This is a genomic window from Jatrophihabitans sp. GAS493 (assembly GCF_900230215.1).
Classification (GTDB): domain Bacteria; phylum Actinomycetota; class Actinomycetes; order Mycobacteriales; family Jatrophihabitantaceae; genus MT45.
Map to the genome: position 1 here is coordinate 1,585,742 of NZ_LT907982.1, position 13,542 is coordinate 1,599,283.

The 13,542-nt window shown below is 67.2% G+C and carries 11 protein-coding genes; 5 read left to right on the forward strand and 6 right to left on the reverse strand.

Annotated elements, in window-relative coordinates:
* Positions 1 to 140: 140 nt before the first annotated feature.
* Positions 141 to 737, reverse strand: a complete 597-nt coding sequence (locus tag CPH63_RS07205; RefSeq protein WP_157749352.1) for a hypothetical protein — start codon at positions 735 to 737, stop codon at positions 141 to 143.
* Positions 738 to 897: 160 nt separating this feature from the next.
* Between CPH63_RS07205 and CPH63_RS07210 the strand changes: the two genes are divergently transcribed.
* A complete protein-coding gene (locus CPH63_RS07210; protein ID WP_096302280.1) occupies positions 898 to 1,605 on the forward strand; it encodes a DUF5995 family protein in 708 nt (235 codons plus the stop codon).
* 7 nt (positions 1,606 to 1,612) lie between these two features.
* Here CPH63_RS07210 and CPH63_RS07215 read toward each other — a convergent pair whose 3' ends face one another.
* From CPH63_RS07215 to CPH63_RS07225, 3 genes are read right to left on the reverse strand one after another with little or no spacing between them, the layout of a single operon-like run.
* Positions 1,613 to 2,605: an endonuclease/exonuclease/phosphatase family protein gene (locus tag CPH63_RS07215; protein ID WP_096302281.1), complete on the reverse strand. Its 993-nt coding sequence runs from the start codon at positions 2,603 to 2,605 to the stop codon at positions 1,613 to 1,615.
* On the reverse strand, positions 2,606 to 3,838 hold the full coding sequence (locus CPH63_RS07220; protein ID WP_096302282.1) for a glycoside hydrolase family 3 N-terminal domain-containing protein: 1,233 nt from the start codon (positions 3,836 to 3,838) through the stop codon (positions 2,606 to 2,608).
* A gap of 25 nt (positions 3,839 to 3,863) precedes the next feature.
* Entirely contained in the window at positions 3,864 to 4,892 is a 1,029-nt protein-coding gene (locus CPH63_RS07225) for a hypothetical protein (protein ID WP_096302283.1), read from the reverse strand.
* Between the two features lie 42 nt (positions 4,893 to 4,934).
* Between CPH63_RS07225 and upp the strand changes: the two genes are divergently transcribed.
* From upp to CPH63_RS07240, 3 genes are all read left to right on the forward strand, one after another.
* Complete coding sequence (upp, locus tag CPH63_RS07230; protein ID WP_096302284.1) at positions 4,935 to 5,558, forward strand: uracil phosphoribosyltransferase; 624 nt, start codon at positions 4,935 to 4,937, stop codon at positions 5,556 to 5,558.
* 137 nt (positions 5,559 to 5,695) lie between these two features.
* On the forward strand, positions 5,696 to 6,427 hold the full coding sequence (gene aqpZ, locus CPH63_RS07235; protein WP_096302285.1) for an aquaporin Z: 732 nt from the start codon (positions 5,696 to 5,698) through the stop codon (positions 6,425 to 6,427).
* A 201-nt stretch (positions 6,428 to 6,628) separates the two neighbouring features.
* On the forward strand, positions 6,629 to 8,281 hold the full coding sequence (locus CPH63_RS07240; protein ID WP_172892292.1) for a glycerol-3-phosphate dehydrogenase/oxidase: 1,653 nt from the start codon (positions 6,629 to 6,631) through the stop codon (positions 8,279 to 8,281).
* Between the two features lie 9 nt (positions 8,282 to 8,290).
* On the opposite strand, the gene CPH63_RS07245 is transcribed toward CPH63_RS07240, so the two are convergent.
* Positions 8,291 to 8,767 carry a MaoC family dehydratase gene (locus CPH63_RS07245; protein ID WP_096302287.1) on the reverse strand — a complete coding sequence of 159 codons (477 nt, stop codon included), beginning with the start codon at positions 8,765 to 8,767 and terminating at the stop codon, positions 8,291 to 8,293.
* A 98-nt stretch (positions 8,768 to 8,865) separates the two neighbouring features.
* The gene (locus tag CPH63_RS07250) at positions 8,866 to 9,873 is read right to left on the reverse strand and encodes a beta-ketoacyl-ACP synthase 3 (protein ID WP_206745656.1); all 1,008 of its coding nucleotides are present in this window, start codon (positions 9,871 to 9,873) and stop codon (positions 8,866 to 8,868) included.
* Between the two features lie 198 nt (positions 9,874 to 10,071).
* Here CPH63_RS07250 and icmF point away from each other — a divergent pair, with 198 nt between their 5' ends.
* The gene (gene icmF, locus CPH63_RS07255; RefSeq protein WP_096302288.1) at positions 10,072 to 13,269 is read left to right on the forward strand and encodes a fused isobutyryl-CoA mutase/GTPase IcmF; all 3,198 of its coding nucleotides are present in this window, start codon (positions 10,072 to 10,074) and stop codon (positions 13,267 to 13,269) included.
* Positions 13,270 to 13,542 lie beyond the last annotated feature (273 nt).

A 13,542-nucleotide genomic window follows, 5' to 3' on the forward strand; every position in this document is an offset into this window, starting at 1 on the left:
GTCGGGATCGAGCAAGGCGTTGCGAAGACATTGGGTGGTGCGTCCCCGCTGGCCAAATCACGAGTCGAAGGCCAGCGGTGACACACCCAGCGTCTGAACTGGTCGGCTACAGGCGTTGCCGGTTCAATTGCAGTGCCCCACTAGGAGCAGATCGCGCTGCCATTGCCGGCGAACTGTGGGTTCGCCGACATCACAGTGCCGTCATCGAATCGCATCGACACGTGGGCGTTGGCGAGGTACACGGCTCCTGTCTGGGTGTGGCACGGGTTGACGGGGGGGGTCTCCGCGAAGAGCGTTCCACTCTGGACATTGAGGCTGCTCTGGGTCAGCACGCCGTTGTTTGTGCCGAGGTTCAGTGGGTCAACCTGCAGGTGTATGTTGGCGCTGTTGGTGGCTGCTGGTGTCATATAGACGAAAGCGCGCAAGTTGCCCGTGGTGTGGTAACCGTAGTCAAAGCCCCAGTACACCCTCACCGACTGCGGCTGGGAGTCGTAATCCGACTTGTAGTGGATGACGTAGGTGCAGTAGTAGCTGTCCGTGGTGCCCGGTGGCGTCCCGCCGTACCCGCCGCCAATAGTCGGGTAGTCCTGCAGAAAACTGCCGGTGTAGAGCGGGGAGTAAGCAACTGTTACGCCGGCGTCGGCCGGGCAGACTCCCGGCGTGGCGGCTTCGGCTGCTGTCGGTAGGGCGAGTAACCCGACCAACAACACCGTTGCGGCTAGTACAACTTTCAGCATTCGTTTGCGTCCCATTCTGGCGCGCCTCCCTTGATGGTGAAAACCTACTGGTCAGTAAGTCGTCTCTACTACAGCACAGGGGAACGTCCTGGGGAATAGCTCAGCAGTGGGTGCACATTGTTGGCTGGGTCACGGCCGACAGAGCACGTAGGGTCACCCCATGGTCCCTGCGCTTCCCGCGCCCGCGCCGTCGGCCGCCAGCATCAGCGATGTGATCGCCCGACTGCAGGCGATTGACGCGGCGCTGCCGGCCGCCGACGGAGTCGCCTGCTTCAACCGGATGTATCTGGGCGTCACGCAGGGCGTCGGCCAGCAGGTCGCCCAGGCTTTCTATGCCGATCCGGCCTTCGTCGAGCACTTGGACGTCGTCTTCGCCAACCTCTACTTCGAAGCGATCGACGCGATGGGGCAGCCCCGCGACAAGTGGCCGGTGGCTTGGCGCCCCCTCCTGGAGTCCCGCTCGACGCCCGGCATCGAGCCGATCCAGTACGCACTGGCCGGAATGAACGCACATATCAACCACGACCTGGCGCTGGCCGTCGTGCAGGCCTGCGGCGAACTGGGCACCGCCCCCGGTGACGGCAGCCACCACGCCGACTACCAGAAGGTGGACCAGTTGCTGGATGCCTCAGAGCAGGCGGTGCGCCAATCCTTCGAGCCGAAGGACGTCGCGGCCGCGGATCGACACGTCCAGGCCGTCCTCAACCTGGTCTGCAACTGGAACATCAACGCCGCCCGCGAGGGGGCCTGGAACACCGCGCTCGGCCTCTGGGAGGTGCGCAACTTCAAGATCGCCTCGCACCTGCTCACCGATGCGCTGGCCCACACCGTGGCCATGGCCAGTCGTGGACTGCTGCTTGCCGTCTGAGCGGTGGCTACCCGTCGAGGCGGAGATTGACCAGCAGGCCACGGTGATCGGAGCCTGGTAGGTCGACGGTCCGCACCGACGTCGGGTCGGCGCCGTGCAGCAGCACATGGTCGAGGGTGAGCAGCGGCGGGAAGAACCGGTCGGTCGGATAGGTGGTGCGCCAGCCGTCGCCGGTTCGCTCGGCCGCGTCGGAGTAGCTCGGCTCCATGAGCTGGCGGAATTGCCGGTTGGTCCAGGTCGCGTTGAAGTCCCCGGCGACGATCACGGTGCGGTGGCTGCGCGCCTGCTCAGCGATCAGCCCGTGCAGCCGGCGGGTCTCGGCGGCCCAGACCTTCGCGTCGTAGGGCCACGGCGGCAGCAGATGGACTGCCCAGATCATCACGTCATCGGCCCCCGGCGGCGTGATCCGGGCCGAGAGAAGTTCGAAGGAGAAGTCGTCATGGCGGGTCTGCTCGGTCAGCGGGTAGCGGCTCCAGATGCCGGTGCCGCCGCCGCCCGGAAAGGGCACGGCCAGCCGGTAGGGGAGCAGCGCCTCCAGCCCGGCTGCGGTGAGGGCGCTCAGCGCCGCCGGCGTCAGCTCCTCGACGGTGAGCACATCGACGCCGTTGCTGCGCACGAGCGCGGTGATGGCCGCTGGATCCGCAGCGCCGATCTTGAGATTCGCCTGTAGAACAACGAGCTTCGGGGCCTTCGGCTTCGTCGCTACCGAGGACCCCACCAGCAGCGGCAGCTGCCAGCCGATCGAGGCGAGGACGACGAGACCCGCCACCCCGACCCCGATCCAGTTGCGCTGCAGCGCCAGCAGGGCACCACCGATCACCCCGGCCAGGCCGAGATAGCCGGCGAATGCCGCCAAAACGATGAGCGGCTGCCAAGTCAGGCTCACCGCGGGCAGCAGCACTCCGAGCAGCCCGATGGCCACTCCGAGCCAGCCGGCTACCAGGCCGGCGATCGTCCACCAGCCGGTTGCCCGCCCATCCGCCGGAGGCGTCTCGCTCACCTAGATGAGCCCGTAGCGCTGCTTCGCCCGCAGCACTCGCAGGGCCGCCGCGTCGACCTGAGCCTTGAAGGCCGGGCTGTGGGCGGCCTGCGCCAGGACGGCGGCGGTCATCTCGGTAGCGATCCCCGGGTCGACACTCAGCACCATGTCGCCGCCGGCCGCGATGAACCGCACGGCTCGCTGCCCGGCCGGCACCGCGGCGACCTGCTCAGCCGCGCCGAGGTCGTCACTGATGACAACTCCCGTGAAACCAAGCTGATTGCGCAGCAGGCCGGAGATTATGGTGCGCGAGAAGGCGGCCGGGTTGGCTGGATCGATGCGACTGTAGATGGCCGTCGACATCATCACGAAGGCGGTCCCGGCGGCGATGCCGGCCTTGAACGGAGCCAGGTAGGGGTCGCTGCTGGTGGTGACCGAGTCGGTCACGCCGGCGGTGGTGTCGGTGTTGCCGGTGACTCGCCCGAGCCCGGGGAAGTGCTTGATGCTGGTGGCGACGACGGCCGACTGGTAGCCCTTGATCACGGCCGCCCCGTGGGCGGCGACGGTGGCCGGGGTGAACCCGAACTGCCGATCCAGCTGCCCGATCGGTGGGTTGTTCTCCGCCGCCGCCGCACTGGGGACGGTGTCCAGCACCGGGGCCAGATTGAAGTTGACGCCGGCCGCCTTCAGCGGATGGCCCCAGTCGGTGGCGTCGTTCATCAGGGTGGCCGGGGCGATCTGCCCCTGCTCCAGACCACTGGGCATGGTGACGAAGCCGGGGCCGGTGAGGCGCTGCACCTCACCGCCCTCCTGGTCGGTGGAGACGAAGAGGCGCACCGGTCCCGCGGCCTGCTGCAGGTGGTTCACGACGGCCAGTGTCTGCGCGACGCTCAGCGTGCTGGTCCCGTCCAGGATCACCGAACCGACGTGGTTGGTCGCGATCGCGTCCAGCGTCTGCGCATCGGCGTGGGTCGACGCGGTGCCGATCATGAACAGCTGCCCGACCCGCTGTGCCTCGGACATGCCGGCCAAGACGTGCGCCGCCGTCGAGACCGCCGCGGGCGTCGGGGCGACCGTCGGCAGCGGGGTGGCCGATGTGGTCGGGGTGGCCGACGAGGCCGCCGCTGTGGTAGCCAGCGCCGTGGTAGCCGCGGCGGTGGTGGCCGGTGCGGGCTTGGCGCCCCCGGAACCGCAGCCGACGGCGGCACCGGCGAGCAGCACGGAGGTCCCGAGCGCGACCAGTGCCCGCCTCATCGCCCGTGCCGCCGGTCGAGCGCCGTCAGTCCTGCGACTGCAGGCAGGCCTGCACCAGCGCCACAATGCGCTGCCAGTTCTCGTCCTCGATCGGCTCCTCGGCGTCGCTGGTGTCGATCTCGCAGTAGTCGGCCAGCTCGAGCAGCAGCTGCTCACCACGCGGCGAGGGGTTGGTCAGGTCGAAGGTGGCGCTCTCCTGCGGCAGGAAGAGCTGGGCGTCCTCGGCCGGATCGGTGTCGGCGAGATCCTCCCAACGCTCCAGGTGCTCTAGGCCGTGCTCGGTGGCCCGGCGGGTGTAGCGGCCGAGGTCGATCGGGCCGGAGCAGACGGCGATGTCGTCGCCGTTGACCAGGAAGACCACCTCGTCGCCGGGGAGCTCACCGCGGATCGTCAGGTAACTCGCTTCGCCGATGACGATCTCGATCGGCTCGGCCCCGACCCGCTCCCAGAACGTCTCGGACTCCAGGTTGCTGTTCTCCTCGGAGAAGTCGCCGACCCACTTCAACCAGGAGTCGACGCGCTTGATCGCCCGCTCCCAGCTGTCGGTGATCGTCTTGCCGAGCGCGGTCCATTCCTTCTTCCCGTCGCGCCCCTGATAGCTCACCTCTTCGCTGACCAGGTACTCGTACTCCGGCGTGTTGTCGACCAGAGCGCGCAGGCTGCCGTCGTCGCAGCAGTCGGCGATCCGGCTGACCATGTCGACGACGTTGGCCAGCGCCGAGACGCTCACCGGGTCGGGTTCGGCCGCCGCCCACTCGTAGACTGCATCCAGGTCGTAGGCGTCGTCGCCACCGGGGCGCAGCTGGTCGGGAGTGAGCTGCTGGACTCGACCCCAGGCCGGGTGGTCGGAGAGGTCGTTCTCCTCGCCGCCGGCGATGAAGTCCGCCAGCTCGCGGGCGTTCGGATATAGCAGGATTTTCTGCCCGTCGCCGAGGAAACCCTGCCACTCCTCCTCGTCCTCGTCCTCCCAGGGCGGTGCCCAGAGGGTGAGCCCGGTCTTGCCGTTGATCGTGAGAGTGATGGGGATGATCGATGCATCCAGCGCACTTGCCATGGCCCGAACTTACCGTGCACCCGTGAGAACTAGAGTGCGAGGATGCAGACTCTCGTCGTTGAGCACCCGATCGTCGCCACCCGGCTGGCCGTCATGCGCGATGAACGCAGCAGCAACTCGGAGTTTCGCAACGCCCTGCGGGAGCTTTCCACCCTGCTCGTCTACGAGGCAACTCGTGATCTGGCGATCACCGAGGTCGAGATCCAGACCCCGGTCGCCGCCACCTCGGGCGCCGCCCTGGCTACCCCGCCGCTGCTGGTTCCGGTGCTACGGGCCGGCCTCGGAATGGCCGAGGCGGCCTTCAACCTGCTGCCGGAGTCACAGATGGGGTTCGTCGGCCTCGCCCGCAATGAGCAGACGCATGACCCCGAGGCGTACATGGCCTCGCTGCCGGAGTCGCTGGCCGGGCGGCCGGTGATCGTGCTGGACCCGATGGTCGCCACCGGCGGCTCGCTGCTGCACTGCATCAACCTGCTCGTCTCCCGTGGTGCGGCCGACATCACGATCGTGGCCGCGCTGGCCGCCCCCGAAGGGGTGCAGCGCCTGGCCGACAGCGGCCTGCCGATCCGGCTCGTGGTGGCCAGCATCGACGAGCGTCTCAACGACGACGCCTACATCGTCCCTGGCCTCGGCGACGCCGGAGACCGGCAGTTCGGCCCCCGCTGAAGCCGGCCTGAGGGGCGAGACGCTCCGTTAGTTGGCAGGCACAGTTAGCGATTCATTCACATAATTTGTGCACCCGGTCAGGCAGACTGAACACGGCGAAACACGCCGAATGGACTGTCCTGGAGGACGTCGAAGTCATGAACAGAGAGATCAAGAGTTATCTTGCCGAGTTCATCGGCACCGCGATTCTCGTCATCGGCGGCGTCGGTACCGCCGTCATCTCCGGCAGCGTGGTGGGCAATCTCGGGGTGGCCTTCGCCTTCGGGCTGACCCTGCTGTTCCTCGTCTATGCCATCGGCCCGATCTCCGGCTGCCACGTCAACCCAGCCGTGACCATCGGCCTGCTGGTGACCGGCAAGATCAACGTCCGGGACTCAATCGCATACATCATCGCCCAGGTCGCCGGCGGTATCGTCGGGGCGCTCGTCGTCCTCGGGATCGCCGAGGGGCGTCCGGGCTACGTCCGCAGCATCAAGGGGCTCGGCCAGAATGGCTACGGCGTCCACAGCCCGGCCGGTTACAACCTGGGCTCCGGCTTCCTCGTCGAGGTCGTGATGACCTTTCTGCTGGTCTTCGTCGTGCTGGCCGCGACCGACCGCATCGGCACCTCGGCGCTGGCCGGCCTGGCCATCGGACTCACCCTGACCGTGATCCATCTGGTGAGCATCCCGGTCACCAACACCTCGGTGAACCCGGCCCGCAGTATCGGACCGGCCCTCTTTGCCGGCAACGGAGCCATCGGGCAGCTCTGGCTGTTCATCGTCGCGCCGATCATCGGCGGCGTCCTGGGCGCCGGCGTCTACCGCGGCATCTGGGGCCCCGGGGTGGCAATCGATGAACCGGTTCTGGACGTCCCGAAGGAGCGATGAACGCGTTCATCTGCATCTTCTGACCACGCCGCCGGCCCACGAGTGTGCGCCTCGTGGGCCGGTGTCGGTCACCACTTCTGCTGGACGTCGGTACCGGGGAGTCAAGCGGCGTGAGAGGCTTGAAGTAGCCCATCGCTAAGGAGAATCTTCGTGGTTTCCGCAGCCCTCTCGCCGCAGGCCCGCTCCAATGCCCTTGTCGCGATGAGCGCCACCGAACTCGACGTGCTGGTGATCGGCGGCGGCGTGGTCGGGTGCGGGGCGGCGCTGGACGCGGTGACCCGCGGGTTGACGACGGCGGTGGTGGAGCAACGAGATTGGGCCAGCGGTACCTCGAGTCGCTCCAGCAAGCTGATCCACGGCGGCCTGCGGTACCTGGAGATGCTCGACTTCGGCCTGGTGCGCGAAGCGCTGCGGGAACGCGGTCTGCTGCTGCAGCGGATCGCGCCCCATCTGGTTCGCCCGGTGCCCTTCCTGTACCCGCTGGCCCATCGGGTCTGGGAGCGTCCCTACGTCGGCGCCGGCGTGCTGCTCTACGACGCGATGAGCACCGCCGGTGGAACGTCTCGGGGTCTGCCCCACCACCGGCACCTGAGCAAGCGGCGCGCACTACGCGAAGCGCCCTGCCTGCGCTCGGACGCACTGGTCGGTGCCGTGCAGTACTACGACGCTCAAGTTGACGACGCCCGGCACACCATGATGCTGGCTCGCACCGCCGCCTCCTTCGGAGCCTTCGTCGCCAATAGAACACGGGTGATCGGGTTGCTGCGCGAGGGTGAACGGGTCACCGGGGCCCGGGTCGTCGACACCGAGACCGGCACCGAACTGGAGGTTCGGGCCCGTCAGGTGATCAACGCGACTGGTGTCTGGACCGACGAGACGCAGGCGCTGGCCGACAGCCGCGGACAGTTCCACGTGCGGGCCTCCAAGGGCATTCACCTGGTGGTGCCGCGGGATCGGCTGCAGTCCTCGACCGGCCTCATCCTGCGCACCGAGAAGAGCGTTCTCTTCGTCATTCCCTGGGGACGGCACTGGATCATCGGCACGACCGACACGGACTGGTCGCTGGACAAGTCGCATCCGGCGGCCACCGCCCGCGACATCGACTACCTGCTGGAGCACGTCAACTCGGTGCTGAATTCGCCGCTGTCACGCGAGGACGTCGAGGGCGTCTACGCCGGGCTGCGGCCGCTGCTGTCGGGGGAGTCGGACTCCACCTCCAAGCTCTCGCGCGAACACGTGGTGGGGCACCCGGTGCCGGGGTTGGTCGTGGTGGCCGGCGGCAAGTACACCACCTACCGGGTGATGGCGGCCGACGCGGTGGACGAGGCGGCTCGAGGCATGGACCGCCAGGTCGCCGACTCGGTCACGGCGGCGACCCCGCTCGTAGGGGCTGACGGCTTCGCCGCCCTGACCAATCAGCGTCGCGCCCTGGCCAAATCCTCGGGGCTGCACGTGGCCCGAATCGATCACCTGCTGAACCGCTACGGTTCGCTGATCTTTGAGCTTCTCGCGTTGATCGCTGATGATTCGTCGCTGGCCGAGCCGCTGCCCGGGGCTGATGACTATCTGCGGGCCGAGGTCGTCTACGCGGTTACCCACGAAGGGGCGCGGCACCTGGAGGACGTGCTGTCCCGACGCACCCGGATCTCCATCGAGGCCTGGGATCGGGGATTGCGTTCGGCGCAGACGGCCGCCGATCTGATGGCCGGGCCGCTGGGCTGGTCGGCCCAGCAGACGGCCAGCGAGGTGGCTCACTACCAAGCACGGGTGCAGGCTGAGCGCGATTCCCAGGAGCAGCCGGATGACAAGGCAGCCGAGGCCGCTCGGCTCGAGGTCCCGGACATCGTGGCCTGAGCCACGCCGTTACTTGACGGAGGACTCTGCGCGCGGGCCGTAGAAGCGCACCAGGAACTCCGCCACGCAGACCGGCTTCTCGCTGGCGTCGGATTCGACCGTGGTGGTGAACATGACCTGCGCGCCACCGGGGATCTCGTCGATCTTCGACAGCACCACCCGGGCCCGGATCGAACTGCCGACCGGAGTCGGGGCCGGGAAGCGCACCCGGTCCAGCCCATAGTTCAGGCCGTGGGTGATCCCCTCCACCGTGAAGATCGAGGCGTGCAGCGTCGGGATCATCGACAGCGTGTAGAAGCCGTGGGCGATGGTGCCGCCGAAGGGGCTCGCCTTGGCCTGGTCGACGTCGACGTGAATCCACTGGTGGTCATCGGTGACGTCGGCGAAGGTGTTGATGTCGGCCTGCTCGACCTTGCGCCAGTCGCTTACTCCGAGTTCCTGCCCGGCCCGGGAGAAGGCGTCGTCGACCCCATTGATGATCAGCACTGATCCAACCTTTCGTTCGGCTTGCCTAGGTCATTTCGTGGTCTTTTCGCGGTACGGGGCCGGCCGTCACGGCAGCGGCCCCGGCCATCGAGCCGAGCCTAGGGCATGCGTACAACCTGCCCGGCGTAGGCCAGACCGGCCCCGAATCCGATCAGCAGTGCGAGCTGCCCGCTGCGCACCCGACCGTCGGCGACCAGCCGGGTCAGCGCGATCGGAATCGAAGCCGCCGAGGTGTTGCCGGAGTTGACTATGTCATCGGCGATCACCACATCGCGGAATCCGAGTTTGGTGGCTATTGCATCGACGATGCGCAGATTGGCCTGATGTGGGACGAAGATGTCGATCTCGGAGGGTTCGACGCCGGCCCGCTGGCAGGCCTGCAGGGCAACCCGGTGGATGTTCTCCACGGCCCAGCGAAAGACCTGCCGCCCCTGCATGCGCATGTAGCTGCGAGACTCGTCGGCCGGTTCGTCGAAGGCGATCAGCTCCCGCTGGGTCCCGTCGCTGCCCCAGACAACCGGCCCGATCTCGGTCTGGGCACCGGTCACCGGCCCGATGACGGCGGCCCCGGCTCCGTCACCGAAGATGATTCCGGTGCCCAGGTCGGCCGGGTCGATGAGGTCGCTCATCTGCTCGGCGCCGACGATCAGGACGTAGCGGGCCGATCCGGCCCGGATCATCCCCTCAGCCGCGCTGAGTGCGTAGCAGAACCCACTGCAGGCGGCGTTGAGGTCGTAGGTCGCGGCGGACGGAGCCAGCATTGCGCTGATCTGCGGGGCCAGCGGCTCCTCGCCGCCGCGGACGCTGCAGGTGGCGGCGATGACGAAGTCGATCTCGTCGGCCGCCAGCCCGGCGGCCGCCAGCGCATCGGCCGCCGCCGCGACGGCGAGGTCGAGGAGTCGTTCGTCACCGTCGATGCGGCGCAGCTGCTTGATCCCGGTACGGGTCTCGACCCAGTCGGCATCCCGCTCGAAGGGTGCCCCGAGTTCGGTCGCCGAGACGGCCCGCCGCGGTTGAGCGGCACCGAACCCCAGCAATCTGGCGCCGAACTCAGGCATCGGGTATCGGGTCGAGTTGGCCAGGCGCGCCGGCTGAAGTGTCGTCACCTATCCACTATGACGGGCTACTACCCAGTACGACGCCGTATGGACTGTGAATCGGGTCGCCACCAGGAAAATAAGGCCATCGGTGCCGCTGAAAACTAGGACGTCAAACTATCTAGCCACTGGCACGCTCAGCTGGTAATAGTAGGACGTCCTAGTAGTTTGACGAGCGCCCGGTTGCGGGCTGACAGGTGGGTTGTCGTGACCGGCATTCACGTACCGAAGCACCCGGTGCGGGTGCTCACCGCCGCTGCGCTCTTCGACGGTCATGACGCGGCGATCAACATCATGCGGCGGATCCTGCAGACGCAGGGGGCCGAGGTGATCCACCTCGGACACAATCGCTCGGTCGACGAGGTGGTTACCGCGGCGATCCAGGAGGACGTCCAGGCGATCGCCATCAGCTCGTATCAGGGCGGGCACGTCGAGTACTTCGAGTACTTGGTAAAACTGCTGGCCGAGCGAGGCGCCGGTCAGATCGCCGTCTACGGCGGCGGCGGTGGCACCATCGTGGCCGAGGAGATCGCCCGTCTGCATGCGTCGGGCGTCCGGCGCATCTTCTCCCCGCAGGACGGGCAGCAGCTGGGTCTGGCGGCGATGGTCAACACCATCATCGCCGACAACGACCACCCGCTTGCGCCGCCGCCCGGCGATCTGATCGCGCGCCTCGTCGCCGGCGAGACGGGTGCCCTGGCGCGCAGCATCTCGCTGCTGGAGGCCGGGCAGCTCGGGCGCGAAGACGTTCCTTCCCCGGGCGAGAGCCACTCGGTCGTCCTCGGCATCACCGGCACCGGCGGTTCGGGGAAGTCCTCGCTCACCGACGAGTTGATTCGCCGCGTCCGGATGGACCAGCGGGACGCGATTCGTATCGCGGTGCTGGCCGTCGACCCGACCCGCCGCCGCGGCGGGGGAGCGCTGCTCGGTGACCGCATCCGGATGAACAGCCTCGGTGAGGACCAGGTCTACTTCCGCTCGTTGGCCACCCGCGCCAGTGGCAGTGAAGTGCCGGCCTGCCTTCCGGAGGCGATCGCCGCCTGCCGGGCCGCCGGCTACGGGTTGATCATCGTCGAGACGCCGGGCATCGGTCAGGGTGATGACGCGATCGTCTCCCTCGTTGACGCCTCGCTCTACGTGATGACCGCGGAGTTCGGTGCCGCGTCGCAGCTGGAGAAGATCGGCATGCTCGACTACGCCGATGTCGTCGCCATCAACAAGTTCGAACGGCGCGGCTCGGAGGATGCGCGCCGCGATGTGGCCCGGCAGTTGGTTCGCAACCGGGAAGCCTTCGGCCAGTCGTGGGAGCAGATGCCGGTCTTCGGCACGAGTGCGGCCAGCTTCAACGACGACGGTGTGACGGCTCTGTACCAGCAGTTGCGTGAATTGCTGGCCGAGAAGGGGTTGCCGGTCGTTGACGGCACGCTGGCGCCGGTGGCGGTGAAGAGCTCGTCCGGGCTGACGACCCCGGTGCCGGCCGAACGGGTGCGCTACCTGGCTGAGATCGCCGCGACCGTGCGGTCATATCACGACGACACAGCCGAGCAGTCCGAGCGAGTCCGGGAACTCCAGGCGCTGGAGACCGTCCGGAAGCTGATTCCCGCCAGCTCGGACTTGGAGACGGCGGTGGAGCGCGCGCAGTCGCAGGTCTCGGGGACCACCCGCAAGACGCTGGTCGAATGGGAGCAGCGGGTCATCGACTACTCCGGCGACGAATTGCTGCTGGGTGGTCGCGCCGTTGCGCTCACCCGCACGACGCTCTCGGGATCGCGAGTCCGCCGGGTATCGCTGCCCAAGTTTGCCGACCGAGGTGAGCTGCTGCGATTCCTGCGCGATGAGAACCTGCCCGGATACTTCCCCTACACGGCCGGGGTCTTCCCGCTCAAGCGGGACGGCGAGGACCCGGCCCGGATGTTCGCCGGCGAGGGCGATGCCTTCCGCACCAACCGCCGCTTCCACCTGCTGTCGGAGGGGCAGCCCGCGACGCGGCTGTCGACCGCCTTCGACTCGGTGACCCTCTACGGGCGCGATCCGCAGGAACGTCCTGATATCTACGGCAAGGTTGGTACATCGGGGGTCTCGATCGCGACCCTGGAGGACATGAAGGTTCTCTACGGCGGCTTCGATCTGCTGTCGCCCTCCACCTCGGTCTCGATGACCATCAATGGTCCGGCGCCGACGCTGCTCGCCTTCTTCCTCAACACCGCGATTGACCAGCAACTTGAGGCGTTCCGGGCCGCGCAGGGACGCGAGCCGTCGCCGGATGAGGCGGCCGAGGTGCGCGCGAACGCCCTGAGAAACGTGCGGGGAACTGTGCAGGCCGACATCCTGAAAGAGGATCAGGGACAGAACACCTGCATCTTCTCCACCGACTTCTCGCTGCGAATGATGGGCGATATCGCCGAGTGGTTCGTGCAGAACGAGGTACGCAACTTCTACTCCGTGTCGATCTCCGGGTATCACATCGCCGAGGCCGGGGCTAACCCGATCAGCCAGTTGGCCTTCACACTGGCGAATGGGTTTACCTACGTCGAGTCGTATCTGGCCCGGGGCATGAAGATCGACGACTTCGCGCCGAATCTCTCCTTCTTCTTCTCCAACGGGATGGACGCCGAGTACACCGTGTTGGGGCGGGTGGCCCGGCGCATCTGGGCCGTCGCGATGCGCGACCGCTACGGGGCGAATGACCGCTCGCAGAAGTTGAAGTATCACGTGCAGACCTCTGGTCGCTCGCTGCATGCGCAGGAGATGGCCTTCAACGACATCCGCACCACGCTGCAGGCGCTGAATGCCCTCTATGACAACGCCAATAGCCTCCACACGAACGCCTATGACGAGGCGGTGACGACGCCCTCGGCGGAGTCGGTACGCCGGGCCCTGGCGATTCAGCTGGTGATCACGAAGGAGTGGGGCCTGTCGGCGAATGAGAACCCGCTGCAGGGCTCCTTCGTTGTCGAGGAGCTGACCCAGTTGGTCGAGGAGGCGGTGCTCGCCGAGTTCGATCGCCTCACTGACCGCGGCGGTGTGCTGGGCGCGATGGAGAGCGGCTACCAGCGCGGACGCATTCAGGACGAGTCGATGCTCTATGAACAGCGCAAGCACGACGGCAGCCTGCCGCTGGTCGGGGTCAACACCTTCCTCGCCCCGGTCTCAGAGGCCGAGCCGCAGACCCTGGAACTGGCTCGCGGGACGGAGACGGAGAAGCAGTCGCAGCTCTCGCGACTGGCCGACTTCAAGGCCACCCACTCCGCCGAGGCGCCGGCGGCGCTGCAGCGGCTGCAGGAGGCGGCGGTGAAGGGCGAGAATGTCTTTGCGGTACTGATGGATGCAGCTCGCGTCTGCAGTCTCAACGAGATCACCGACGCCTTCTTCGAGGTCGGCGGCCAGTATCGCAGGAACGTGTAGCTGCTCTTTGTTCGCCCGATGGGCGTCGCCGATACCACCGTTGTGATGATCGCTCGAGTTTCTCGTTGCTTTTAGGCAGATCGTCCATTGATTTGATGAATCGAACAGATGTACGGTTGACAGATGGAAGACGACTCTCTCGACCCTTCGGGCCCGCAGCCCGGCTCTGGCTCGGGTCGTTGGCCAGACGCCATAGACTTGGGTGAGCCGTTCTGCGCCGAAAGCGTCGCGGATCTGCTGGACGATTCGATCACTGATCTCTCTGCAAACACA